Raw genomic sequence first — 24,745 nt, 5'->3', positions numbered from 1 at the left:
TAACTCATGCAGGCAAACGACAATTAACGGCGAAGTAACGCATAAAACCACGAATGTATAAAAAGGACGCCAGATGAAAAAGCTTCTCCCCCTCGCGCTGCTGCTCGCCGCCGGCGGCGCCGGTGCGCAATCCCACCTGGACAAGGTGCTGCAGCAGAAGACCCTTGAGGTCTGCACCACCGGCGACTACAAGCCCTATACCTTCCTCAAGGAAGACGGCGGCTATGAAGGCATCGATATCGACATGGCGGAATCGCTGGCGAAGAGCCTGGGCGCCAAGGTGAAGTGGGTGAAAACCAGCTGGAAAACCCTGACCCCGGACTTCGTCGGCGGCAAGTGCGACATCGCCATGGGCGGCATCTCCGTCACGCTGGAGCGGCAAAAGCAGGTGTTCTTCGCCGACAAGCTGGATACCGACGGCAAAATCCCGCTGGTGCGCTGCACCGACGTGAAGAAATACCGCACGATAGAACAGATCAACAAACCGTCGGTGCGTCTGTTGGAACCGGCGGGCGGCACCAATGAAGCCTTCGTGCACGCCTATCTGCCGAAGGCCAAACTGACGCTGACGCACGACAACATGAGCATTTTCCAGCAGTTGGTGGATCGCAAGGCGGACGTGATGATCACCGACGCCTCCGAGGCGTTGTACCAACAAAAGCGCTATCCGAAGCTGTGCGCGGTGAATCCGACCAAACCGATGCAGTACGGCGAGAAGGCTTACATGCTGCCGCGCGACGATCTGAGCTGGAAACTGTATGTGGATCAGTGGCTGCACCTGGCCAAGGCGACCGGCGAGTATCAGAAAATTATCGACAAGTGGTTGGCGGTAAAGAAGTAACGCGCTGAGAAACGGGGCCGACGCGCGTCGGCCCCTGCGGCGCATCAGTCGCCGATGTATTCCATCGCCACGCGCTGCGTGAGCTTGGTGATCAGTTCATAAGCGCTGATGCCGGTGCAGGCGGCGATACGCTCGACCGGCAACGCAGGCCCCCACAGCACCGCTTCATCCCCCACCTTATCGGCGGCATCCGGCCCGAGATCGACCGAAATCATGTCCATCGACACCCGGCCGACGATCGGCACTTCACGGCCGTTGATCAGGATCGGCGTGCCGGTCGGCGCGCTGCGCGGGTAACCGTCGCCGTATCCCATCGCCACCACGCCCAGCCGGGTATCGCGCGGACTTACCCAGGTGCCGCCGTAGCCGACCGCTTCGCCGGCCTTGTGCTCGCGCACCGCGATCAGGCTGGATTTCAGGGTCATCGCCGGCTGCAGACCATGCTCGGCGCCGCTGCCGTTATCCAGCGGCGACACGCCGTACAGAATGATGCCGGGACGTACCCACTCGTTGTGGGCGTCCGGCCACAGCAGCGTGCCGCCGGAGGCGGCGACCGAACGCTGGCCCGGTTTGCCGCGCGCGAACTGCTCGAAGCAGGCGATCTGTTCCAGGGTGGCGTCGGACTCCGGCTCATCGGCGCGGCTGAAGTGGCTCATGATATTGACCGGCTGCGCCACGTTGCGGCAGGCGCACAGGCGCTGATAAAACGCTTCCGCCTGTTCGGGACGCACCCCCAGCCGATGCATGCCGGTATCGAGCTTCATCCACACCGGCACCGGGCGCGCCAGTTCGGCCTGCTCCAGCGCTTCGAGCTGTTCGATGCAGTGCACCGCGGTTTCGATGTTGTTCGCCACCAGCACCGGCAGGTCTTCGGCACAGAAGAAACCTTCCAGCAGCAGGATCGGTTTGACGATGCCGCCGGAACGCAGCATCAGCGCCTCGCCGATGCGCGCCACGCCGTAGCAGTCGGCGTCTTGCAGGGTGTGTGCTGTTTCCAGCAGGCCATGTCCATAAGCGTTTGCTTTCACAACGGCAATCAGGCGGCTTTGCGGCGCCTGGCGGCGCACCTGTTGCAGATTATGTCGCAGAGCGCGGCGGTCGATTACAGCGGTTGCCGCTTTCATTTCAGTTCCTTAGCTGATTATTCGTCATCGTATTGTGGCCCCGCGTAGTTGTCGAAACGCGACCACTGGCCGTTAAAGGTAAGGCGCACGGTGCCGATGGGGCCGTTACGCTGCTTACCGATAATAATTTCCGCGATCCCTTTCAGATCGCTGTTCTCGTGATACACCTCATCACGATAGATGAACATAATCAGGTCGGCATCCTGCTCGATAGAACCGGATTCACGCAAGTCGGAGTTGACCGGGCGTTTGTCGGCGCGCTGCTCCAGGCTTCGGTTCAGCTGCGACAGCGCCACCACCGGCACCTGCAGCTCTTTCGCCAGCGCCTTCAGCGAGCGCGAAATCTCGGCGATCTCCAGCGTACGGTTGTCGGATAGGGCCGGCACGCGCATCAACTGCAGGTAGTCGATCATGATAAGGCTAAGCCCGTCGTGCTCGCGGAAAATACGCCGCGCGCGCGAGCGCACTTCGGTCGGCGTCAGGCCGGAGGAGTCGTCGATGTACATGTTGCGCTTCTCCAGCAGGATGCCCATGGTGCTGGAAATGCGCGCCCAGTCCTCGTCGTCGAGCTGGCCGGTACGGATGCGCGTCTGATCCACGCGCGACAGCGACGCCAGCATACGCATCATGATCTGCTCGCCAGGCATCTCCAGGCTGAAGATCAGCACCGGTTTTTCCTGGGTCATCGCGGCGTTTTCGCACAGGTTCATGGCGAAGGTGGTTTTCCCCATCGAAGGACGGGCGGCGACGATGATCAGATCGGACTTTTGCATGCCCGCGGTTTTCTTGTTGAGGTCCTGATAGCCGGTATCAACCCCGGTCACGCCGTCGTGCGGCTGCTGATACAGCTGCTCGATGCGCGACACGGTGTCTTCCAGGATGCGCTCGATGCCCTTCGGGCCTTCGTCTTTGCTGGCGCGGTTCTCGGCGATTTGGAACACGCGGGATTCCGCCAGATCGAGCAGGTCTTCGCTGCTGCGCCCCTGCGGATCGTAGCCGGCGTCGGCGATTTCGTTAGCCACCGAGATCATTTCGCGCACCACCGCGCGCTCGCGCACGATGTCCGCGTAGGCGCCGATGTTGGCGGCGCTCGGGGTGTTTTTCGACAGCTCGGCCAGGTAGGCGAAGCCGCCGACCGAGTCCAGCTCGCCCTTCTGCTCGAGCGATTCGGACAGGGTGATGAGGTCGATCGGCTTGCTCATCTCCAGCAGACGCTGCATCTCGGTAAAGATCAGGCGGTGCGGGCGGCTGAAGAAGTCGTTGGCGACCACGCGCTCCGCCACGTTGTCCCAGCGCTCGTTATCCAGCATCAAACCGCCCAACACCGACTGTTCTGCCTCCAGCGAGTGCGGCGGCATCTTCAGCCCTTCCATCTGACGATCTCTGGAACGCTCTCTGGTTTCGTCCGCGTTTGTTTTGTTGGTTGGTTTTTTTCCTGCCATGAAACGTAGTCTTTATCCGGTTGCGAATGAGGGTGAGGCTGCTGACGCAAGAGTATACGTGATTTTTCCGCACGATTCCGCCGCATAATTGCCACAGGCCGGCGCACGGGCAGGCTAGATCTCCGCAGCCAAAAGGCATAGGGTGAATTCAGATAACCAAATGAGGGTAGAACATGGCCAAGCGCATTCAATTCTCCGCCACCGGCGGGCCGGAAGTCTTGCAATACGTTGATTTTACACCGCTCGATCCGGCTGCCGGCGAAGTGCAGATCGAGAACAAGGCGATCGGCATCAACTACATCGATACCTATGTACGCAGCGGCCTGTATGCGCCGGCGAGCCTGCCGAGCGGCCTCGGCACCGAGGCGGCCGGCGTGGTGACCAAGGTCGGCGCCGGGGTCAGCTTCCTCAAACCGGGCGACCGGGTGGTGTATGCGCAATCGGCGCTCGGCGCCTACAGCGAGATCCACAACGTCTCGGCAGAACGCGTGGCGCTGCTGCCGGACAACCTGAGTTTTGAACAGGGTGCAGCCTCTTTACTCAAAGGGCTGACGGTATACTACCTGCTGCGCCAGACCTATGACGTGCAACCGGGTGAAGTGTTCCTGTTCCATGCCGCGTCCGGCGGCGTCGGGCTGATCGCCTGCCAGTGGGCGAAAGCGCTGGGTGCGCGCCTGATCGGCAGCGTCGGTTCCGACGAGAAGGCCGCGCTGGCGAAACAGGCCGGCGCCTGGGCCACCATCAACTACCACAAAGAGGATATCGCCCAGCGGGTGGCCGAGCTGACGCAGGGCGAGAAGGTCGGCGTGGTGTACGATTCGGTGGGTAAAAGCACCTGGCTGGCCTCGCTCAACAGCCTGAAGCGGCGCGGCCTGATGGTGAGCTTCGGCAACGCCTCCGGCCCGGTGACCGGCGTCGATCTGGCGCTGCTGAATCAGAAGGGCTCGCTGTACGTCACCCGCCCTTCCCTCAACGGCTACATCACCAACCGCGCCGAGCTGCAGTACGCCAGCAACGAGCTGTTCTCCCTGATCGGCAGCGGCGCCATTCGGGTGGAAGTGAAAGACGAGCAGAAATTCGCGCTGGCCGACGCCCAGTGGGCACACCAAGTATTGGAAAGCCGCAGCACCAGTGGCTCCAGTCTGCTGATCCCCTGATCGCGGCAAAAGAAAAGGGCTCCTTGCGGAGCCCTTTCTGTTACTGCGTTTTGTAGGGGTAGAGCAGAGTCCGCCAGAGACCGGGGGTTGCTTCAGCAACACGAATTTTGGTTGTCTCTCACGGTGATGAAATCGGTCGCATCACTGCATCGACCAACATCCTAGCAGCCCCGTCCGGCAAAAAACACGCTTTATGTGCCACATCGCCGGGTAAAACTGCCAAGCTGTGATCGCTGCCGCATTAGCGTGGCGGGCAGTTATGCAAGTTTCATCGCGACTGACTGATTATTCGGCAAAAAATCAGTAACGCCGGATCTGGGGTTTCTGCATCGAACGGTAAATCCATACCCCAACCACCGCCAAAATCAACCACGGCAACAGCTTAATCACCACCGCGAACAACCCACCCAACAGCATGAACGCCGCCGCCGCCAACAGCGCAGCGAAGATCCCCAGCAGCGAGATGCCGGTCACCATCAGCATCACCACAAAGCCAATGAGAAAGAAGATTTCCAACATGATTGCTCCTTTGCAACTCAACGTATCTGCAGAGTGGATTACAAGAAGCGTGCCAGAATGGCGGAAGGGCTAACCTATTGAAAAAACGGGGCAGACATCCGGCAACACGCCGAATGCCTGGCGAAAAAGACTAACTGTTGGTCAAACTTTTTGTGGGTTACGCCATTTCGACGCGCGGCTGACGCACCAACGCCAGCGCCTGCTCCACCACCCGCGCATCGGCGCCCGGCTTGTGGGCGTTCTCGCTCAGGTGGCGACGCCACTGGCGCGCGCCCGGCACACCCTGGAACAAACCGAGGATGTGGCGGGTGATGTGGCCGAGATAGGTGCCGTTGGACAGCTCGCGCTCAATATACGGATACAGCGCTTCGACGATCGCCACGCTGTCCGGCACCGCGGTCTGCGCGCCGAACAGTTCGCTGTCGACCCGCGCCAGGATGCCCGGATTCTGGTACGCCTCGCGCCCCATCATCACGCCGTCCAGATGCTGCAGGTGCTGTTGCGCCTCTTCCAGCGTTTTCACTCCACCGTTGATGGCGATGGTCAGCGCCGGGAAATCCCGCTTCAACTGATAAACGCGCGGGTAGTCCAGCGGCGGCACTTCGCGGTTCTCTTTCGGGCTGAGGCCGGAGAGCCAGGCTTTGCGAGCGTGGATAGTGAACATGTCGCACTCGCCGCGCCCGGCGACGGTCTGGATAAAGTCGCACAGGAAGGCGTAGCTGTCCTGATCGTCGATGCCGATGCGGGTCTTCACCGTCACCGGTATCGATACGACGTCGCGCATCGCCTTGATGCAGTCGGCGACCAGCGTCGCCTGGCCCATCAGGCAGGCGCCGAACATGCCGTTTTGCACGCGATCGGACGGACAGCCGACGTTGAGGTTAATCTCGTCATAACCGCGCTGCTCCGCCAGTTTGGCGCAGTGCGCCAGCGCGACCGGATCGCTGCCGCCCAGCTGCAGCGCCACAGGATGCTCTTCTTCGCTGTAGGCCAGGTAGTCACCCTTGCCGTGTATGATCGCGCCGGTGGTCACCATTTCGGTGTACAGCAGCGTTTCCTTGGTCAGCAGGCGGTGGAAGTAACGGCAATGACGATCGGTCCAGTCGAGCATTGGCGCGATGGAGAAGCGATTGGCGGCGTAGGTTGGGGCGTGGTTGTCTTTCGTCATGCTGAGTTACTGGCTACCTGAGTCTGTCTGGGTTCAACGAACGGCGCGCGGCCGCAAACGGCTATTATAACGACAATCGGCGCCGTTGGGAAAACCGCCTTGCCGGCGGCGTAAATAAGCGGGAGTAAGGCGAATAAATTCACGCGTTCAGGTGTTATCTCATTACGGGCGCGCACGGCGCCTCTGCCTTGAGGACACAACCATGAACAGCTTCATTAAACGCCTGCTGGCATCGACCATTGCCGGCTGCCTGCTGTTTTCCGGCGGGGCGCTGGCGATGGGCGGCGACGGCAGCGGCCAAACCCCGCCGACCTGTCCGAAAGGCCAGGTCTATGACAGTAAAACCCAGACCTGCACGGTGGATAAAAGCAGCAAAGTCGACGACGCCGACCGTACTAACTATGCCTATGCACTGGCGAAAAGCGGCCGCTATCAGGAAGCGATCGATATGCTCAACACGCTGAAAAATCCCAACACCGCCGTCGCACTGAATTATCGCGGCTACGCCACGCGCAAACTTGGCCGCACCGATGAGGGTATCGGCTATTATTTAAAATCAGTCGCCCTCGATCCGAAATACCCCAAAGTGCGCGAGTACCTGGGGGAAGCCTATATGCTGAAAGGGCGGCCCGACCTGGCGCGCCAACAGCTGCAGGTGATCCAGTCGCTGTGCGGCACCGGGTGCGAGGAGTACCGTGATTTGGCGGCAGCCATCGACCGCCACCCGGAATCTTGATCCGACGCGCCTGCGGAGGTGACTATCAGCGGCGATGCGATACGCGATGAACTCGGCCACTATCTCTCCCGCCTGTGGCGCTATGCGCTGGTGCTTTCGCACCGGCGGGATATCGCCGACGATCTGGTGCAGGCGACCTGCGTGCGTGCGCTGGAACGCGCCGCGCAATTCACCCCCGGTTCTCACCTGGATCGCTGGTTGTTTTCCATCCTGCACTCCATCTGGCTCAATGAAGTTCGCGCCCAGCATCTTCGCCAGGGGCAAGGCTGCATGGCGGCGGAAGAGCTTGGCGATGCGGACAACGGTGAACAGCCAGTCTGGCTCAATGAAGTGATGCGGCGCGTAAGCCGGCTGCCGGCGGCCCAGCGCAACGCGCTGTTTTTGGTGTATGTCGAAGGGCTGTCCTACCGGGAAGCGGCGAAAGTGCTGGCGGTGCCAATCGGCACCGTCATGAGCCGCCTTGCGGCCGCACGTCAGGCCTTGGCCGATGACCGCCAGTTGCCAAACGACGATTCGCACCATAAGAAGCCCCCTCCTCCCCCTTTGCCCCGCACTCGCCGATAAACCGCTGGCCGCCGATTCGTATTCAGCGCCCTATTCCAACGCGCGGATAACCCGGCACGGCTGCCCCAGCGCCAACACATTGGCCGGAATGTCGCCGGTGACGATGCTGCCCGCGCCGATAGTCGTGCCATCGCCGATGGTCACTCCCGGCAGGATCACCACGTTGCCGCCGATCCACACGTTGCTGCCGATGGACACCGGCTGCGCCGAGGTGCGGAAAGGAAAAGCCGGATCGCCGGTAAAGCGTTCACCGGCCTTCAGCGGATGACTCGGCGTGTAGATTTGCACGTTGGGGCCGATCAGCGTGTTGTCGCCGATGGTGATGGTGTTGCAGTCGAGGAACACCGCATTGACGTTGATAAAACAGTTTTTGCCGATGCGGACATGCTGCCCGTAGTCGCACCAGAATGGCGTTTCGATCCAGCTCGCCTCACCCCAGCTGCCGAACAGCTCGCCGAGCAGGCGATTTTTCTCGTCCGCCTGATGCGAATCCAGTGCCTCCAGGCTTTTGGTCAACGCCCTGGCTCGATGGTACAGGGCGATCAGTTCTTCATCGCGGCTGTTGTACTCCAGGCCGCTTAACAGCTTCTCTCTTTCCGTCATCACACAAGGCTCCTGCTTATCACGCGGATGAAGCGCGTTATACCGCTCTCGTCCCCCGCTCTCCAGCGCTAAAACCGGCAACGTTGATTTGCCGTCCGGCGGAGGGGAAAAGTTGTGATGCATCTCTCTTTTAGCGCGCTCAGCGCGCCTTTCTCTGCGCTATCCTCAGGGGAAAAGGGGGCAACTCTCGGCGATTCGCCGTAATCATGGTAAAATCGGCTTTTTTACGTACCGGGATATTTGCGATGAACTCAACCACCCAGGAAAAGCTGCTGGCGCAGGCGGAACGCCTCTGCCAGCAACGCAATGTGCGATTGACGCCGCAACGGCTGGAAGTGCTGCGTCTGATGACTCAGCAACCCGGTGCAATCAGCGCTTACGACCTGCTCGATCTGCTGCGCGTCGCCGAACCGCAGGCCAAGCCGCCGACGGTCTACCGCGCGCTGGATTTTCTGCTGGAGCAAGGGTTTATCCATAGGGTGGAGTCCGCCAACAGCTACGTGCTGTGCCACCACTTCGAACAGCCGATGCATACGTCCGCGCTGTTTATCTGCGACCGCTGCGGCCAGGTGACCGAACGCACCACTGAAGGCGTAGAGGAAACGCTGCAAAAGCTGGCTCAGGAGGCCGGATTTGCGCTGCGGCACAGCGTAGTGGAAGCGCACGGTCTGTGCGCCGGCTGCGTGGAAGTTGAAGCTTGCGACAGCAAGCATGACTGCGCCGAACACGATCACAGCATCGCCATCAAGAAGAAGTAAGACAAAATCAGGTACCTCCCTGTACCTGCGGCCGGAGCGCCAGAGGATGGAGCGACGCCGGCCTGCGCTGTGCAAGCCGCCTTCAATGGCGGCCCTGCAGATTACCAGCGGTGTTTGGTGTGATCTTCCCAGGCTTTCACCTCTTTTTCGGCCGCCTCTTTCTGGTAACCGTAGCGCTCCTGGATTTTGCCGACCAGCTGTTCGCGTTTCCCTTCGATGACCGTCAGATCGTCATCGGTCAGCTTGCCCCATTTCTCTTTCACTTTGCCTTTCAGCTGCTTCCAGTTACCGTCGGCTTGATCTTTATTCATAGTCTCTCCGTTAACCTGTGGTGAATCAGTGATCCCTGTCGCCGGCCGGGGTTAACCAGAAACTTTTCTGGCTGATGCTCCCTTCACCTTAAGAAGCAACGCTCCCCTTCATTTACCAGCCACATGATTCATTCTAGTTAAAAATGGAAATAAAAAAGCCAGTTTGCAGAATAAAAAACCATTAAAAAACACAATAAAAACAAAAAACGCCAACAAACAACGAGCTAACGCGAACGAATCTGGACTAAAAACATGTAAGCAAATATGAGCAAAACATAAGATAAATTAATAAATAACCCAACAAAGCGTTCGACCTAGCGTGCAGCAAACCAACTGCCGCGCACCTGATGACGGTGCCAAATCCAGCCCAACGCCAGGCCGCGCAGCGCCAGAAACACCGCCAGCGCCAGCCAGAGCCCGTGGTTGCCTAGCAGCGGCACGCTGAACAGCGCCAGACCGTATCCCGCAGCGGCCACCGCCATGCTGTTACGCATCTCAGCGCCGCGCGTGGCGCCGATAAACATGCCGTCCAGCAAATAGCACCACACCCCGACCAGCGGCAGAATGACCTGCCAGGGTAAATAATGGGCGGCCAACGCACGCAGTTCCGGCAAAGAGGTCAATGCCGCCACGATCTGCTGGCCGGTAACGGCATACGCCAGGCCGAAGGCCAACGCGACCAGCCCTGCCTGCCTGCAGGCCGCGTGCCACACCTTGCGCAGTTGGCTGTCGTCCCGGGCGCCGTAGGCGTGGCCCGAATGAGCCTCCACCGCATAAGCAAAACCGTCGAGCGCATAGGCGGTGAACGTCAGCAGATTCATCAATACCGCATTGACCGCCACCACCTCGCTTCCCAGGCGAGCGCCGAAAATGGTCAACGACGCAAAGCACAGTTGCAGCAACAGTGAACGCAGCATGATGTCGCGGTTGAGCGCCAGCAGGCGACGCAGATCGCCACGCCAGGCCTGGCGCAGCATCTGCAGGGTAATACCGCGCAGGCGCATCACCCGCCACGCCAACCACAGGCCGAGCAGCAGCGTAGCGTATTCGGCGATGGCGGTTGCCGCCGCCGCCCCCCGCACGTTCCAGCCCAGGCCCATCACCAGCCAGATATCCAGCACGATGTTCAGCAGGTTGCCGACGATCAGCAGGATCACCGGCGCCCGCACGTACTGCACGCCGAGCAGCCAGCCCAGCAGCACCAGGTTGGCCAGCGCCGCCGGCGCGCTCAACCAGCGGATCTCAAGAAAACGCCGCGCCTGTTCCAGCACCTCGCCATCGCCGCCGACGATCCGCAGCGCCAGTTCGATCAGCGGGTAGCGCAACAGGACGATCGCCCCCCCGGCCAACAGCGCCAGCAGCAGCGGTTGCATAAAGGCGCGCGCCAGCGCTTGCGGGTTCTGTGCCCCCAGCGCTTGCGCCGCGAGGCCGGTGGTGCTCATGCGCAGGAATAACAGCAGCATGAAGAGGAAGCTGGTCGCCACCGCGCCGATCGCCACGCCCCCCAGGTAGATCGGGCTGTCGAGGTGGCCTATCACCGCGGTGTCCACCAGCCCGAGCAGCGGCACGGTAATATTGGAGAAGATCATCGGCAGGGCGAGACGCCACAGGGCTTTATCGGTGTCGCTGGTGAAGGCGGAAATCAGGCGCATGATGGGATGTTCCTGTGACTGAGTGACAAAGGGCGAAGTCAGAAACAAAAACGCCCCAAAACAGGGGCGATTGATACAGGGAGCGGCGGTGATGGGCCGGCGATTAAATCCAGTCGCCGTTGCGGATCACGCCGACCGCCAGCCCTTCGATAGTGAAATTCTGCTGACGCAGATCGACCACTATCGGTTGGAATTCGTTGTTCTCCGGCAGCAGTTCAACCACGTTGCCGTGCTTTTTCAAGCGCTTGACCGTCACTTCGTCTTCGATGCGCGCGACCACGACCTGGCCGTTGCGCACGTCTTGCGTTTTGTGCACCGCCAGCAGATCGCCGTCCAGAATGCCGATGTCGCGCATCGACATGCCGTTCACCCGCAGCAGGAAATCGGCGCTCGGTTTAAACAGGGAAGGATCCACCTGGTAGTGCCCTTCGATGTGCTGCTGCGCCAGCAGCGGCTCGCCGGCGGCAACGCGGCCAATCAGCGGCAGCCCTTCTTCTTCTTCCATCAGCAGACGGATACCGCGCGAGGCACCGGAGACGATTTCGATCACGCCTTTGCGTGCCAGCGCCTTCAGGTGTTCTTCGGCGGCGTTAGGCGAACGGAACCCCAGACGCATCGCGATCTCGGCACGCGTTGGCGGCATGCCCGTTTGCGAAATGTGCTCGCGAATCAGATCGTAGACCTCTTGCTGTCTGGTAGTTAGTGCTTTCATTCCGCCCCCTGTTTGTTTATACAGTCTTGCTGTGAGTATATACAGGTAAGCGCGGATTGGGAACCGAAGAATAAATAAAAATCAGTCAGTAGGCGCTTTTCGTCAGCCGAAATGCTGCCATAGGACCGTGCCCCAAACGAACAGCGCCAGCGCGATCGCCAGCGACACCGCCGCCGATCCCATGTCCTTGGCCCGCCCGGACAGCTCGTGATGTTCGCTGCCGATGCGATCCACCACCGCCTCGATCGCGCTGTTCAGGATCTCGACGATCATCACCAGCGCTACCGATCCGATCAATAAAATGCGCGCTATCGCACCCACATCCAGCCAGACAGCCAGTATGATAGCCAGAAGGGTGACCACCAGTTCCTGGCGGAAAGCCGCTTCGTGCTGCCAGGCGGCGGATAGCCCTTTATAGGAATAGCCGGCGGCCTTGATGATGCGGGTCAGTCCGGTTGCTTGGTTTGCCATGTTTTCGTGCCTTTCTCAGAGGTCGGTCATAATAAAAAGAGTCTAGAACAGTCGGCGCTGACGGCTCTCGGTTTTCGAACACCACAGATCTGCTACCCGGTTTCTGGTATGCTTGCGGCGCATTGCTAACAAGAGGCTTCACGTTGTTATGTCAGGTTGGCGTAAAATTTATTATAAAATATTGAATTTACCACTTAAATTGTTGGTAAGAAGTAAGGTCATCCCTTCAGATCCGGTTACCGAGCTAGGGTTGGATCCCTCACGGCCGATTTTGTATGTTTTACCTTACAATTCCAAGGCGGATTTGCTGACGCTGCGCACCCAGTGCCTGGCGCAGGATCTGCCCGATCCGCTCAACTCGCTGGAGATCGACGGCACCGTGCTGCCGAGCTACGTGTTCATTCACGACGGCCCGCGCGTGTTCCGCTACTACACCCCGAAAGAAGAGTCGGTAAAGCTGTTCCACGACTATCTGGATCTGCATCGCAGCAACCCGGATCTCGACATTCAGATGCTGCCGGTTTCGGTCATGTTCGGCCGCTCGCCGGGCCGCGAAGGCCACGGCACGCCGCACCTGCGTCTGTTGAACGGCGTGCAGAAGTTCTTCGCCGTGCTGTGGCTCGGCCGCGACAGCTTCGTGCGTTTCTCCAACACCGTGTCGCTGCGCCGTATGGCGACCGAACACGGCACGGATAAAACCATCGCGCAGAAACTGGCGCGCGTGGCGCGCATGCACTTCTCGCGTCAGCGCCTGGCCGCGGTGGGCCCAAGCCTGCCGGCCCGTCAGGATCTGTTCAACAAGCTGTTGGCGTCCAAAGCGATCGAAAAAGCGGTCGAGGACGAAGCGCGCAGCAAGAAGATCTCGCACGAGAAGGCCCAGCAGAACGCCATCGCGCTGATGGAAGAGATCGCCGCCGACTTCTCCTACGAAACCGTGCGTCTGTCCGACCGCGTGCTGAGCTGGACCTGGAACCGGTTGTATCAGGGCATCAACGTCACCAACGCCGAGCGCGTGCGCCAGCTGGCGCAGGACGGCCACGAGATCGTCTACGTGCCCTGCCACCGCAGCCACATGGACTATCTGCTGCTGTCCTACGTGCTGTATCACCAGGGCCTGGTGCCGCCGCACATCGCTGCGGGCATCAACCTCAACTTCTGGCCGGCCGGCCCGATCTTCCGCCGCCTGGGCGCGTTCTTCATCCGCCGCACCTTCAAGGGCAACAAGCTGTACTCGACGGTGTTCCGCGAATACCTCGGCGAGCTGTTCACCCGCGGTTACTCGGTGGAATACTTCGTGGAAGGCGGCCGTTCCCGCACCGGGCGCCTGCTGGAGCCGAAGACCGGCACCCTGTCGATGACCATTCAGGCGATGCTGCGCGGCGGCACCCGTCCGATCACGCTGGTGCCGATTTACATCGGTTACGAGCACGTGATGGAAGTGGGTACCTACGCCAAAGAGCTGCGCGGCGCCACCAAGGAAAAAGAGAGCCTGCCGCAGATGCTGCGCGGCCTGCGCAAGCTGCGCAACCTGGGTCAGGGTTACGTCAACTTCGGCGAACCGCTGCCGTTGACAGCTTACCTCAACCAGAACGTGCCGCAGTGGCGCGAGTCGATCGATCCGATCGAAGCTCAGCGTCCAAGCTGGCTGACGCCGACGGTCAACGATCTGGCCGGCCAGATCATGGTGCGCATCAACAATGCCGCCGCGGCCAACGCCATGAACCTGTGTTCCACCGCGCTGCTGGCCTCGCGTCAGCGTTCGCTGACCCGCGAACAGCTGGTCGAACAGCTCGAGTGCTACCTGCAGCTGATGCGCAACGCGCCTTACGCGCATGACGTCACCGTACCGACACAAACGCCGGACGAGCTGCTGGATCACGCGCTGAACATGAACAAGTTCGAGGTGGAAAAGGACAACATCGGCGACATCATCATTCTGCCGCGCGAACAGGCGGTGCTGATGACCTATTACCGCAACAACATCCACCACCTGCTGGTGTTGCCGTCGCTGATCGCCAGCATCGTGATGCATCACCGCCGGGTATCGCGCGCCGAACTGCTGCGCCAGATCGGCATGATCTACCCGATGCTGAAAGCCGAGCTGTTCCTGCATAACGACAAGGAACAGCTGCCGGACGTGCTGCGGCCGATGATCGACGAGCTGATCCGTCAACAGTTGATCTGCGACAAAGGCGACGATCTGGTGCTCAACCCGGCGCGCATTCGCCCGCTGCAGCTGCTGGCCGCCGGGGTGCGCGAAACCCTGCAACGCTACGCCATCACCATGTCGATCCTCAGCGCCAACCCGAGCATCAACCGCGGCGCGCTGGAAAAAGAGAGCCGCATCATGGCGCAGCGTCTGTCGGTGCTGCACGGCATCAACGCGCCGGAGTTCTTCGACAAGGCGGTGTTCTCCACCCTGGTGGCGACGCTGCGTGAAGAAGGCTACATCAACGACAGCGGCGATGCGATCCGCGAACACACCCTCGAGGTGTACAGCATGCTGAGCGATCTGATCACGCCGGAAATCAAGCTGACCATCGAAAGCGTCAACATGCCGGAAGAGACTAACGCTCTGCCGCAAACCGATGCGGAAGAAGAGAAAGACGAGTGATTTCGCCCGGCGCGAAAACACAAAAGGCACCCCTTGGGGTGCCTTTTTTCTTGCTGCAGGAAACCGTTACGCCGGCAGATAGCTCAGCGCGATGCCGATAAACACCACCAGCCCGACATAGTTGTTCTGCAGGAAGGCCTTGAAGCAGGCTTCGCGCTCGCGCCCGGCGATCTGCTTCTGCTGGTGAATGAACAGCGCGCCCGCCAGCAACAGCGACCAGTAAAACGCGCCGCCGAGCTGCGCCAGATAACCAACCCACGCCAGCAGCAACAACGTCGCGAACTGCAACAGCCCGACGATCAGCTTGTCATAACGCCCGAACAGGATGGCGGTGGACTTGATGCCGATTTTCAGATCATCGTCGCGATCGACCATCGCATACAGCGTGTCATAGGCTACCGTCCAGCAGATGTTCGCCAGCAGCAACAGCCAGCAGCTGAGCGGCAACGATTCGCTGACCGCCGCATAGCCCATCGGAATGCCCCAGCCGAACGCGGCGCCCAGTACGAACTGCGGCAGGTTGGTCACCCGCTTCATAAACGGATACACCCAGGCCAGCGCCAGCGCCGCCAGTGACAGCCAGATGGTCATCGCATTCAGCGTCAACACCAGGCAGAACGAAATCAGCACCAGCACCACGAACAGCACTTTGGCCTCTTTCGCGCTCACCCGGCCGCTCGGCATCGGCCGCCCGGCGGTGCGCTTTACGTAGCCGTCCACCGCGCGATCGGCGTAGTCATTCACCACGCAGCCGGCGGCGCGCATCAGGAACACGCCGAGCACGAACACCACCAGAATCGACAGCGGCGGCACGCCTTTCCCGGCCAGCCACAGCGCCCACAGCGTCGGCCACAACAGTAACAGCGTGCCGATCGGTTTATCAATGCGCATCAAATGGCTGTAAGCCCGCCATTTACTTTGAGTCACGCTTCCCTCCAACGTCTTGTTCTCCTCTCTTATGCAGGAACCGCTGAATACAGCGGTGAAGCCGGTAAAAACAGTTCAGTCAGCAGCAGCGGTTTGCCCGCCAGCCGCAGCCGTGAACGACGCGCCCACAGCGCGTCCTGTCGGCCGATATGGATATAGTCGCGAGTCAGATCGCCGCTGCTGAACAGATAGCGCCCCAGCGGCAGCGTGCCCAGATCCACCAGCGCCTGATCGGGGCCGGTCAGCGTATGTTCCGGGATCACCGTGCGCCCCAGCAGCCAGGGCTGGCCGTCGCCCAGCAGCACCACTTCGCGCAGCCAATAGCGCGGGCTGTCGGGCAGGTGGTTCGCCTCGTCGCCCAGCGCCTCGCGCGTGACGAAGCATTCGCGCTGCGGTTCAACGCGCACCTGGGCGCAATGGCGTTCAAATCGGCGGGTCATGGAGCCTAACTCCATCAGCCAGTCGCTGACGGCGGCGGGCGCCGGAGGATCCTGTTCGGATAACCACTCCAGCGGCGGCAGGATGGAATCCCTGATGCCAGACATTGCTTTACTCCTCGCCTGAACCGCAGCCGGTACGGCGCGCCAGACGATACAAACTGTTAACAGGCCCCCATTGTAGCGCAGAAATGCGAAAGCGGCAGGCTGATTCGTGGCGAAAACGGCAGGTCTGTCGGCCGGAAAAACCGGGGTTCTGTCATCTTTTTGCCATCCGCATTCTCTATCTTCATTTCCCGGCGCACTGACGATTCTGTGATCGCCCGCAAAGTTTCAGCTTCCTCGCGTTGTGTTATCTACGCGCGTAGATACCCTGATACGGCAGCGTTGAATCGCCATGCGTCCGACATGATTTGTCGGCACACCTTTGTTGCCGGCACCAGGGAAACCATCTTTAACCGCGCCCCTCCAGGCGCAGAACAAAAGAGGATAGCACTGCCATGAGCGAAACAACGCTTGCCCCTTCACAGACCGCCGACGCCGCGCTGGCGGCCGATGAACGCCTGGCAACCAAAGAGGGGCGCAGCCAATTTTGGCGCGCCACCTTCTCCTGTTGGCTCGGCACCGCCATGGAATACGTCGACTTCGCGCTGTACGGCCTGGCGGCCGGCATGGTGTTCGGCGACGTGTTCTTCCCCGAAGCCACGCCGCTGGTGGCGCTGCTGGCCAGTTTCGCCACTTACTCCGTCGGCTTCGTCGCGCGGCCGATCGGCGCGCTGGTGTTCGGCTGGATCGGCGACCGCAAAGGCCGCCGCGTGGTGCTGATCACCACCGTGGCGCTGATGGGCCTCTCCACCACATTGATCGGTCTGATCCCGTCCTATGCGCAAATCGGCGTCTGGGCGCCCGCCTGCCTGGTGATCCTGCGCTTCGCGCAGGGGTTCGGCGCCGGTGCGGAGCTGTCCGGCGGGGCGGTGATGCTGGCGGAATACGCGCCGGCCAAGCGGCGCGGGCTGGTCGCGTCGATCATCGCCATCGGCTCCAACAGCGGCACCCTGCTGGCGTCGCTGGTGTGGCTGCTGGTGCTACAGCTCGACAAGGAAGATCTGATGAGCTGGGGCTGGCGCATTCCGTTCCTCGCCAGCATTCTGATCGCCGGCGCGGCGCTGTACCTGCGCCGCCACGTGCGGGAAACGCCAGTGTTCGAACGCGAGCTGCAGCAAAACCACCAGCGCATGCTGGACGCCGCCCAGGCCGCGCCGGACTCACGCAGCTACCTGCAACGCACCAAGGCGTTCTGGGTGATGCTCGGCCTGCGCATCGGCGAAAACGGCCCCTCCTACCTGTGCCAGGGCTTTATCGTCGGCTATGTCGCCAAGGTGCTGATGGTCGATAAATCAGTGCCGGCGCTGGCGGTGCTGATCGCCTCACTGTGCGGTTTTCTGGTGATCCCGCTGGCCGGCTGGCTCTCCGATCGCTTCGGCCGCCGCATCACCTACCGGTGGTTCTGCCTGCTGCTGGTGCTGTACGCTTTCCCGGCGTTCTGGCTGCTCGACAGCCGTGAGCCGGCGATCGTCATCTCGGTGATCGTGGTCGGCATGTGCATCGCATCGCTGGGGATCTTCGGCGTACAGGCGGCCTATGGCGTCGAACTGTTCGGCGTGAAGAACCGCTACTCCAAAATGGCATTCGCCAAGGAGCTTGGGTCGATCCTCTCCGGCGGCACCGCGCCGCTGATCGCCACCGCGCTGCTGTCCGGTTTCGGTCACTGGTGGCCTGTCGCCTGCTATTTTGTTGTAATGGCGGCCATCGGCTTAATCACCACCTTCTTTGCTCCCGAAACCCGCGGCCGCGATCTCAACCTGCCGCAGGATGCCGCGTAGCGGGAAGGCGAACAGGACCTCAATTTGGATAATCACTCCGCGCGCCGCGTTACCCGCGCCGACGTGGCTCGCATAGCGGGCACCTCCGTCGCCGTGGTCAGCTACGTGATCAACAACGGCCCGCGCCCGGTGGCGGAAGCCACCCGGCTGCGCGTGCTGGCGGCGATCGAGCAGACCGGCTACCGGCCGAACGACATCGCGCGGGCATTGGCCTCCGGCAGCACGCAAACCTATGGGCTGGTGGTGCCGGATATTTCCAATCCGTTCTTCGCCACGCTGGCGCGGGCGCTGCAGCAAGAGGCCTTCAGCCGCGGCCGCGTGCTGCTGCTGGGCGACGCCGGCGACGACCGGCAGCGCGAGTATGAGCTGATCAACAACCTGCTGCGCCGCCAGGTCGACGGCCTGCTGTACACCAGCGTCGATCGCCATCCGTGGTTCGAGCTGATCCGCGCCTCCGGCACGCCCTGCGTGATGATAGATACCATCGACAGCCAGGCCGGGGTCTGCGCCATCCGCGTCGACGAGCGCGACGCCGCCTGCCAGGCGACCCGCCATCTGCTGCAGCATGGCTATCGCGACATCGGCATTTTTATCGGCCCGCTAACCATGCTCAACGCGCAGGATCGCCTGAACGGCTGGCGCGATGCGCTGCTGGAGGCGGGCATCGCGCCGCGCGACGAGTGGATTTTCGAGGTCCCCTACACCCGCCAGGGCGGCTACCAGGCCACCCAGCGCATGGTGCAAGGCCCGCGCCCACGCGCCGTTTTCACCTCCAACGAGCAGCAGGCGCTCGGCTGCCTGTCGGCGCTGGCGGAACATGGGCTGCGCGCGCCGGACGATCTGGCGCTGATCTGTTTTAACGGCACGCAGCAATCCGAATTCAGCGTGCCGCCGCTCAGCGCGGTCGAGCAGCCGATCGACGCCATGGCCAAGCGGGCCATCGCCATGCTGGCCGCCGGCGCCGCGCCCGCCGAGCTGCATGAATTCGCTTTTCAACTGCGCATCCGCCATTCATGCGGCTGTTAGCGGATTTTCAGGACACCTTACTATGCGTTTAATCATTGATTGCGATCCCGGTAACGGCGTTCCCGGCGCCAACGTCGACGACGGTCTGGCGCTGGCCCTGGCGCTGGCGGCCAAACCGCAGCTGCAGCTGGAGCTGATCAGCATCGTGGCCGGCAATACCCCGCGCGAAGTGGGCTTCGCCGTCGCCACCGATCTGCTGGCGCAAAGCGGCTACCAGGTGCCGGTCGCCCTCGGCGCGGCGCGCGCCCTGAGCGAGCCGCCGGAGCCATGGCGCGCTCATCTGGACCGCCCAATCGCCGATCCCAAGCTGGCAGCGCTGTGGCGCGACTTGCCCGCGCCCTCGCTGGCCAACGCGCCCGCACCGGACGCCGCCATCGCCATCGGCGAACTGATCTGCCGGCATCCCGGCGAGATCACGTTGGCGGCGATCGGCCCGCTGACCAACGTTGCGCACGCCATGCAGCTTTACCCGCAGATGGCGCAGGCGGTGAAAGAGATCGTGATCATGGGCGGCGTGTTCAACGTCGAAGGATACATCAAGGACACCAATTTTGGTTTGGATCCGGAAGCGGCGCGGCTGGTGTTGAACAGCGGCGCCAATATCACGCTGGCCCCGCTGGACGTCACCACCCAGACCATGCTGACCCAGGCGGATCTGGCCGCACTGACCCAGCCGGATACGCCGCTGTGCCGCTATTTGCGCGCCACCACGCAGCCGTGGATCGACTATTCGCGCCATACGCGGCGCCTGCCGGGCTGCTGGATCCATGATGCGCTGGTGATCGCCTGGCTGTTGGAACCGCAGTTGGTCACGACCGAAATGTTCCATGTGGATGTGGCGCTGGAAGGGGCGCTGACGCGCGGCAGCTCACGCCGTTGGCGGCCGGACAGCCTGCGCCTGACGGTCGGCCTGCCGCCGCCGCAGGGCAAGCCGGTGCGCATCATGCAGCAGGTGGACAACCCCCGTCTGCTGACGCTGATCGGCGCAACGCTGGCGCGCGGATGAAAAAAGGTGCGCCAAGGCGCACCAATCATCGAGCCAGCATCGGCAGCGCCGGGTGTTACCCCTTGCCTTTAACGCTGCTGATAAACGTTTTACGCGCAGTGGTCGAGCCCAACTTCTCGGCCTCATTCATCAGCTTCAGCGCCTTGTCGATATCGCCCGCCTTCACCGCCTGCTTAATGCCGTTATTGAAGTAGCTTTCGGTATCGTTGAGCATCGGCTCCGCCGGTTTCTCCGGGGTCGGTGCCGGCGCCGCCACGGCGGCCGGTGCGGTTGATCCCACCACCACCGGTGCCACGGTCGGCGCAGGCTGCAGCATGCCGATCATCACGTTGCCGGTGCCCTGTTCCGCGGTGACCTTAAGCTTCAGCGTGCCGGTCGTCGCGTGGCCGGCGATCGGATCCGGGATATCCGGCACCGCGTTACCCACGCCCTGCGCGTAGGCCTTGGCCGGGTTAGTCAGCTGCGTGGTTTTCGCCAAATCCTGACGGGTGGTGTACACCAGCAGGTAAATCTGTTTTTGACCGAGCGCCGGCGTCAGCTTCAGCGTGCCTTCGAGACGATCGGAGGACATCGCCCCCGGCGGCTGATACGGGAAATAGCTGCTCGGGTAATATGCCGCCGGGCGCAAATGCTCATCCAGCACCAGCACGCTCGGCGCGTACAGCGAATTGTTTTTGGCGAGGCTGCTCAGCGTCACTTCCAGCGAACCGCGATCGGCCGGCAGGGTATAGGCGGCGATCGCCCCCTGGATCTCGCCCTGATTGAGCTGCGGGCTGACGGCGTCGAGCTTCACTTCTTGCGACACCGGCGGCTGCAGCGGCTGCCACGGCAGGCTTTGCAGCGTGGCGGCGCTGATGGCCGGCGCGACGGAAACGTTGGCTGGCGTATCGGCATTGGCCGCCAAAGGCACGCCGACGGTCAGCGCCAGCGACAGGCAGAGTGACAGCAGATTCTTTTTCATCGTTATATCCTCTTTCAGCACCGCGGCGGATCAGGCAAGAGATCGGGCCGCGGCGAATGCGGTTGGGGGAGAGCCGGCGGCCCTCCCCGTCCTGTCGTTACCACCAAATTTCCATCTGGGCGCCGAAGGTGACTTCGTCATCCTTGCCGCGGCTGAAGGTATGCATGCTGGTGTCGTTGTAAGCGGTGCCGGCGTTATACCCGGTGTCATCGCCGGTGGCGTAGCCCCACTTCTCATCCCACTTGGCGTAGGTGGCGAACAGGCGGATGGCCGGACGCGACCAGATGCTGTTGCCCGCCTGCCATTGCTGCGCCAGGGTCACTTTATACTGGCCGTTGCGATCGCCGGTGCGTTGGGACTTGACGTTGTCATAGCCGGCTTCCAGCAAGGTGCTCATGATCGGCGTCCATTTGTACATCGGGCGCACGCCCACGGTGTACCAGGTGGTGCCGTTGTTGTTGTCGCGGTCGATGTCCTGGAACATGGCGACATACATCAGCGCCCATTGATCGTTGAAATCGATGGCGCCGTGATCCAGCACGCGGATCATCTTGCCGTTGTTATCGATGGTGGCGCCTTCGTTGCGGCCGTTGTTCTGCGAGGTCATCGAGTCGGTGGCGTACTGCAGCACGAACTTGTTGTAACCGTTCAGGATGCTCTGCGTGTGTTCCGCGGTGAACATCCAGCCGTCTTTGCTGGCGCCGTCGGCCAGGCGGTAGTTATCCTGCGCATTGGCGCGGCCGTAGTCCACGCCCAGCTCCAGGGTGCCGCCCGGGTTCAACTCCAGGCCGGCCAGACGCAGGTCGAAAGTGTCGTTGACGGTCGGACGCTGTTTCCATTCGTTATCCAGATAGCCGTAAGAACCGCCGGATTCGGAGTTGCGGGTCACGGCGGCGGACAGCTTGCCGAAGCCCAGATCGATGTTTTCCAGACCGGCGCCCGGGCCGGAGATATCCCAGTAGTAGAAGTCGATCATGTGAACGTCATGACGCTGATAGAAACGCTTACCGGCCCACAGCGTGGAGCCCGGCAGCCACTCGATCAGGTTTTTACCCTGCACGTTCACTTCGCGGAAGCCCGGCGTCACGTCTTCCCAGTCGGAACGCTGCGAGACCGAATAGGCCAGGTTAGTGTCGAAATAGAAGCTCTTGTCGCCTTCTTTCCACACTTCCTGCCCCAGTTTCAGTTCGGCGTAGGTTTCGCATTCGTTGCCGAGACGGTATTTGCTCGCGGCGCCGGTGGCCTTGAAGCACTGTTGCTCACCGCCGCTGCCGGTCCAGCCGATGCCGGAACGGGCGTAACCGTGGAAATCCACGGCCAGCGCCTGAGTAGAGAGAACACCGGCGGCGACAGCCAGTGCCAGAGGAAGTTTGCGCAGAGTAGTCATCATTATTCTCCTGTTATACCGACTTTGATGCTTTAAACGCCCGGCTCCTGGTGCAGCCGTTTACATGCCGTACCGTCTTCACGGAACAGATGGCAGCGGTGAGGCGGCAGGCCGATGGCGAATGTGGCACCTTCTTCTACCAGCACCACGTCGTTCTGGCGGTACACCAGGTTTTGACGGATGGCCGGGATTTGGATGTGGATTTGCGTCTCGTTGCCGAGCTGCTCCACCACCTGTACGTCGCCGGTAAGCCGCACTTCAGAGGCTTCGCCGGGCAGCAGATGTTCGGGGCGAATGCCCAGTGACAGGTTGGCGCCGGGCTGAACGCCCGCGCCTTCCACCGGCAGCCAGACCAGTTGGCGGTTGGGCAGTTCGACCTGCACCTGTCGCGGCTCCGCCGCGGTGACCTTGACCGGCAGGAAGTTCATCTTCGGCGAGCCGATGAACCCGGCGACGAAGCGGTTGGCCGGGTAGTGGTACAGTTCCAGCGGCTTGCCGACCTGCGCCACGCGACCGGCGTCGAGCACCACGATCTTGTCGGCCAGCGTCATCGCTTCGACCTGATCGTGAGTGACGTAAATCATGGTGCGCTGCAGGCGCTTGTGCAGACGGGAGATCTCGATGCGCATCTGCACCCGCAGCGCGGCATCGAGGTTGGACAGCGGTTCGTCGAGCAGGAATACGTCCGGCTCGGCCACCAGCGTGCGGCCGATCGCCACACGCTGACGCTGCCCGCCGGACAGCGCCTTCGGCCGCCGATCGAGCAGGTGCGCCAGCTGCAGCACCTCGGAGACCTGGTTCACCCGTTGATTGATTTCCGCTTTCTTGGCGCCGGCCAGCTTCAGGCCGAACGACATGTTGTCCGCCACCGACAGGTGCGGATACAGCGCGTAGGACTGGAACACCATGCCGATGCCGCGCTCGGAAGGCGGCACCTCATTCATACGTTTCTCGCCGATCAGCAGGTCGCCGGAGGTGATGTCCTCCAGCCCGGCGATCATGCGCAGCAGCGTCGATTTGCCGCAGCCCGACGGCCCGACAAACACCACAAACTCGCCGTCTTCGATAGTCAGATTGACGTCTTTGGAAATCACGGCCTCACCGAAGGCCTTATAAACGCTGCGCAGTGTCACGCTAGCCATGCGTTACTCCCCTGCTTTCGCAGTTAACATGTCGTGTGAAAATGGCGGAGGCAAAGCCCGCCAAAACCCATTGATGACCCTCTTGCTGCGCGCCGTGCTGCCATACCAACGGCAAGGTCGCCTCAGACGGCGCGGCCGCCTGAGTATAAGGCTGCAGGTTTATCAGCGCTTCAAGGCATTGATCCTGATGGGTAATAAGTAAGCGCACCACGCCGTCCCGCTGGCTGACCGCGTTCAGCTCGCCGCGCTGGATGAGCGGCGAACGGCGCAGGGCCAACAGCGCCTGGCAGTAACGTAAGGTGGAGTGGCTGTCGTGCTGTTGGCGGCTGATGGCCAATGCGCGGTGTTCGATCGCCACCTGCTGATACCAGCTGATCTCCCCGGCGGTGACCTGTTCGGGGGCTTCATGCCACGGCATTGGCGTTTGCGCGCCGCGCGGATCCTGCAGGCCGGCGGCATGCGGCAGCCCCAGCTCTTCGCCCTGATACAGGCAGATCGGCGCCGGCAACATCGCCAACAGCGTCAAAAAGGCGGCGGCGGAACGCAGGTCGCCCTGTCCCCAGCGGCTGACCACTCTTGGCTGATCGGCGTCCCCGGTGCTCCACAGGCTGTCCGCCAACGTGGCGCGGCGAGCGTGCAGCACCGCCACCAGCTTTTCCGCGCTGAACGGCATCACGTCGAGCGCCAGCGCGCCGTGGGCGAACCGCTGCGGTGCGACGGCATTGCGAACGCGGTTGGCGTCATCGCCGTACCACAGCGTCAGCCCTTCGCCCGTCACCGTCGCCTCGGCCTCCGGCGCCAACGTCTGCGGCAGCAACAGGCCGTCGATCGACAGCGCTTTCAGGTATGGCAGCGCCGCCAGCATGCCGTGCGCGTCGCCCACGCCGTCCCCGTTTCCGTCACGGAAACTGGCCGGATGGATCCGGTACAGGGTGGGCTGAGTGGCGATAGGCATTGACGTCATAAATCCGGTATCCCTGCAGCGCGTGGCGTTAAAAATCGATGGGCCGATAGTGCGGGAGTCGCCGGAAAGGGTAATCATCCGTAACAGGATTTTTCATGGGGGAGGAGGCGGGAGGATGAGAGAACGACCGCGGCGATGAGAAGTTCCGCGCTTGAGGCAAATCTGTGATCCGGCTGGCAAAAATCGCCCCCCTATTTTGTGCCTGACGCCACAGAATAGAGCACAACGTTAACTGGATCACACTCCTCATCTCAGGGGCGTAGAGGGGGGGAGGATGAGAATATGTCGCGTTGTGACCCACTATTACCGCGAAACGTCTCTCCTTGATTTATGTGCCCAC

Annotated in this window: 24 protein-coding genes; 9 read left to right on the top strand and 15 right to left on the bottom strand. The window is 61.7% G+C overall.

What is annotated here, in order from left to right:
* Nucleotides 1-73 precede the first annotated feature (73 nt).
* The gene (locus tag ACJ8KE_RS16490) at nt 74-841 is read left to right on the top strand and encodes a transporter substrate-binding domain-containing protein (protein WP_033639274.1); all 768 of its coding nucleotides are present in this window, start codon (nt 74-76) and stop codon (nt 839-841) included.
* Between the two features lie 44 nt (nt 842-885).
* Here ACJ8KE_RS16490 and alr read toward each other — a convergent pair whose 3' ends face one another.
* Both alr and dnaB read right to left on the bottom strand, forming a co-directional pair.
* Nucleotides 886-1,965 (bottom strand): alanine racemase, encoded by a 1,080-nt coding sequence (gene alr, locus ACJ8KE_RS16485; RefSeq protein ID WP_306376980.1) that lies wholly within the window; start codon nt 1,963-1,965, stop codon nt 886-888.
* Between the two features lie 17 nt (nt 1,966-1,982).
* Entirely contained in the window at nt 1,983-3,407 is a 1,425-nt protein-coding gene (gene dnaB, locus ACJ8KE_RS16480; protein ID WP_025160134.1) for a replicative DNA helicase, read from the bottom strand.
* 173 nt (nt 3,408-3,580) lie between these two features.
* Between dnaB and ACJ8KE_RS16475 the strand changes: the two genes are divergently transcribed.
* Entirely contained in the window at nt 3,581-4,564 is a 984-nt protein-coding gene (locus tag ACJ8KE_RS16475; RefSeq protein ID WP_274985095.1) for a quinone oxidoreductase, read from the top strand.
* A gap of 300 nt (nt 4,565-4,864) precedes the next feature.
* Here the strand turns inward: ACJ8KE_RS16475 and pspG are convergent, their stop codons facing one another.
* Together pspG and dusA are read right to left on the bottom strand one after the other, a co-directional pair.
* Nucleotides 4,865-5,083, bottom strand: coding sequence for an envelope stress response protein PspG (gene pspG, locus ACJ8KE_RS16470; RefSeq protein ID WP_016930270.1), 219 nt, complete (start codon nt 5,081-5,083; stop codon nt 4,865-4,867).
* Nucleotides 5,084-5,240: 157 nt separating this feature from the next.
* Nucleotides 5,241-6,251, bottom strand: coding sequence for a tRNA dihydrouridine(20/20a) synthase DusA (dusA, locus tag ACJ8KE_RS16465; RefSeq protein WP_016930271.1), 1,011 nt, complete (start codon nt 6,249-6,251; stop codon nt 5,241-5,243).
* Nucleotides 6,252-6,453: 202 nt separating this feature from the next.
* On the opposite strand from dusA, the gene ACJ8KE_RS16460 reads away from it, so the two are divergent.
* Together ACJ8KE_RS16460 and ACJ8KE_RS16455 are read left to right on the top strand one after the other, a co-directional pair.
* Nucleotides 6,454-6,987 carry a tetratricopeptide repeat protein gene (locus tag ACJ8KE_RS16460; protein ID WP_033639270.1) on the top strand — a complete coding sequence of 178 codons (534 nt, stop codon included), beginning with the start codon at nt 6,454-6,456 and terminating at the stop codon, nt 6,985-6,987.
* An 18-nt stretch (nt 6,988-7,005) separates the two neighbouring features.
* Nucleotides 7,006-7,551 carry an RNA polymerase sigma factor gene (locus ACJ8KE_RS16455; protein WP_176062602.1) on the top strand — a complete coding sequence of 182 codons (546 nt, stop codon included), beginning with the start codon at nt 7,006-7,008 and terminating at the stop codon, nt 7,549-7,551.
* A 30-nt stretch (nt 7,552-7,581) separates the two neighbouring features.
* Here ACJ8KE_RS16455 and ACJ8KE_RS16450 read toward each other — a convergent pair whose 3' ends face one another.
* Nucleotides 7,582-8,154: a sugar O-acetyltransferase gene (locus ACJ8KE_RS16450; protein ID WP_033639268.1), complete on the bottom strand. Its 573-nt coding sequence runs from the start codon at nt 8,152-8,154 to the stop codon at nt 7,582-7,584.
* 245 nt (nt 8,155-8,399) lie between these two features.
* On the opposite strand from ACJ8KE_RS16450, the gene zur reads away from it, so the two are divergent.
* Nucleotides 8,400-8,912 (top strand): zinc uptake transcriptional repressor Zur, encoded by a 513-nt coding sequence (gene zur / locus ACJ8KE_RS16445; protein WP_015379223.1) that lies wholly within the window; start codon nt 8,400-8,402, stop codon nt 8,910-8,912.
* A 101-nt stretch (nt 8,913-9,013) separates the two neighbouring features.
* Here zur and ACJ8KE_RS16440 read toward each other — a convergent pair whose 3' ends face one another.
* The 4 genes from ACJ8KE_RS16440 to ACJ8KE_RS16425 all read right to left on the bottom strand — a co-directional run bounded on the left by ACJ8KE_RS16440 (nt 9,014) and on the right by ACJ8KE_RS16425 (nt 12,058).
* The gene (locus ACJ8KE_RS16440; protein ID WP_004936743.1) at nt 9,014-9,223 is read right to left on the bottom strand and encodes a CsbD family protein; all 210 of its coding nucleotides are present in this window, start codon (nt 9,221-9,223) and stop codon (nt 9,014-9,016) included.
* A gap of 314 nt (nt 9,224-9,537) precedes the next feature.
* On the bottom strand, nt 9,538-10,875 hold the full coding sequence (gene dinF / locus ACJ8KE_RS16435) for an MATE family efflux transporter DinF (RefSeq protein ID WP_016930275.1): 1,338 nt from the start codon (nt 10,873-10,875) through the stop codon (nt 9,538-9,540).
* Between the two features lie 103 nt (nt 10,876-10,978).
* Complete coding sequence (lexA, locus tag ACJ8KE_RS16430; RefSeq protein ID WP_004936736.1) at nt 10,979-11,587, bottom strand: transcriptional repressor LexA; 609 nt, start codon at nt 11,585-11,587, stop codon at nt 10,979-10,981.
* 102 nt (nt 11,588-11,689) lie between these two features.
* Nucleotides 11,690-12,058, bottom strand: a complete 369-nt coding sequence (locus tag ACJ8KE_RS16425) for a diacylglycerol kinase (RefSeq protein ID WP_016930276.1) — start codon at nt 12,056-12,058, stop codon at nt 11,690-11,692.
* A gap of 148 nt (nt 12,059-12,206) precedes the next feature.
* Here ACJ8KE_RS16425 and plsB point away from each other — a divergent pair, with 148 nt between their 5' ends.
* Nucleotides 12,207-14,672: a glycerol-3-phosphate 1-O-acyltransferase PlsB gene (gene plsB / locus ACJ8KE_RS16420; RefSeq protein ID WP_028127547.1), complete on the top strand. Its 2,466-nt coding sequence runs from the start codon at nt 12,207-12,209 to the stop codon at nt 14,670-14,672.
* 66 nt (nt 14,673-14,738) lie between these two features.
* Here plsB and ubiA read toward each other — a convergent pair whose 3' ends face one another.
* Nucleotides 14,739-15,611 carry a 4-hydroxybenzoate octaprenyltransferase gene (gene ubiA / locus ACJ8KE_RS16415; RefSeq protein ID WP_028127548.1) on the bottom strand — a complete coding sequence of 291 codons (873 nt, stop codon included), beginning with the start codon at nt 15,609-15,611 and terminating at the stop codon, nt 14,739-14,741.
* 17 nt (nt 15,612-15,628) lie between these two features.
* The gene (ubiC, locus tag ACJ8KE_RS16410; protein WP_015379228.1) at nt 15,629-16,144 is read right to left on the bottom strand and encodes a chorismate lyase; all 516 of its coding nucleotides are present in this window, start codon (nt 16,142-16,144) and stop codon (nt 15,629-15,631) included.
* Nucleotides 16,145-16,536: 392 nt separating this feature from the next.
* On the opposite strand from ubiC, the gene ACJ8KE_RS16405 reads away from it, so the two are divergent.
* From ACJ8KE_RS16405 to ACJ8KE_RS16395, 3 genes are read left to right on the top strand one after another with little or no spacing between them, the layout of a single operon-like run.
* Nucleotides 16,537-17,919 (top strand): MFS transporter, encoded by a 1,383-nt coding sequence (locus ACJ8KE_RS16405; protein WP_016930279.1) that lies wholly within the window; start codon nt 16,537-16,539, stop codon nt 17,917-17,919.
* Nucleotides 17,920-17,943: 24 nt separating this feature from the next.
* Nucleotides 17,944-18,945: a LacI family DNA-binding transcriptional regulator gene (locus ACJ8KE_RS16400; RefSeq protein ID WP_033639262.1), complete on the top strand. Its 1,002-nt coding sequence runs from the start codon at nt 17,944-17,946 to the stop codon at nt 18,943-18,945.
* A gap of 22 nt (nt 18,946-18,967) precedes the next feature.
* Nucleotides 18,968-19,951 carry a nucleoside hydrolase gene (locus ACJ8KE_RS16395; protein WP_110147463.1) on the top strand — a complete coding sequence of 328 codons (984 nt, stop codon included), beginning with the start codon at nt 18,968-18,970 and terminating at the stop codon, nt 19,949-19,951.
* 55 nt (nt 19,952-20,006) lie between these two features.
* Here ACJ8KE_RS16395 and malM read toward each other — a convergent pair whose 3' ends face one another.
* The 4 genes from malM to ACJ8KE_RS16375 all read right to left on the bottom strand — a co-directional run bounded on the left by malM (nt 20,007) and on the right by ACJ8KE_RS16375 (nt 24,405).
* The gene (gene malM / locus ACJ8KE_RS16390; protein ID WP_079450119.1) at nt 20,007-20,912 is read right to left on the bottom strand and encodes a maltose operon protein MalM; all 906 of its coding nucleotides are present in this window, start codon (nt 20,910-20,912) and stop codon (nt 20,007-20,009) included.
* A 97-nt stretch (nt 20,913-21,009) separates the two neighbouring features.
* Nucleotides 21,010-22,299, bottom strand: a complete 1,290-nt coding sequence (locus ACJ8KE_RS16385; RefSeq protein ID WP_028127550.1) for a maltoporin — start codon at nt 22,297-22,299, stop codon at nt 21,010-21,012.
* A 32-nt stretch (nt 22,300-22,331) separates the two neighbouring features.
* Nucleotides 22,332-23,441 (bottom strand): maltose/maltodextrin ABC transporter ATP-binding protein MalK, encoded by a 1,110-nt coding sequence (gene malK, locus ACJ8KE_RS16380; protein ID WP_016930284.1) that lies wholly within the window; start codon nt 23,439-23,441, stop codon nt 22,332-22,334.
* Nucleotides 23,434-24,405, bottom strand: a complete 972-nt coding sequence (locus tag ACJ8KE_RS16375; protein WP_442517315.1) for an alpha-amylase family glycosyl hydrolase — start codon at nt 24,403-24,405, stop codon at nt 23,434-23,436. Before ACJ8KE_RS16375 ends, malK begins: the two co-directional genes overlap by 8 nt.
* Between the last annotated feature and the right edge of the window lie 340 nt (nt 24,406-24,745).

This window comes from Serratia sp. CY56464 (assembly GCF_052168435.1).
GTDB classification, from domain to species: domain Bacteria; phylum Pseudomonadota; class Gammaproteobacteria; order Enterobacterales; family Enterobacteriaceae; genus Serratia; species Serratia marcescens.
This window is presented reverse-complemented; position numbering and strand designations above follow the sequence as displayed.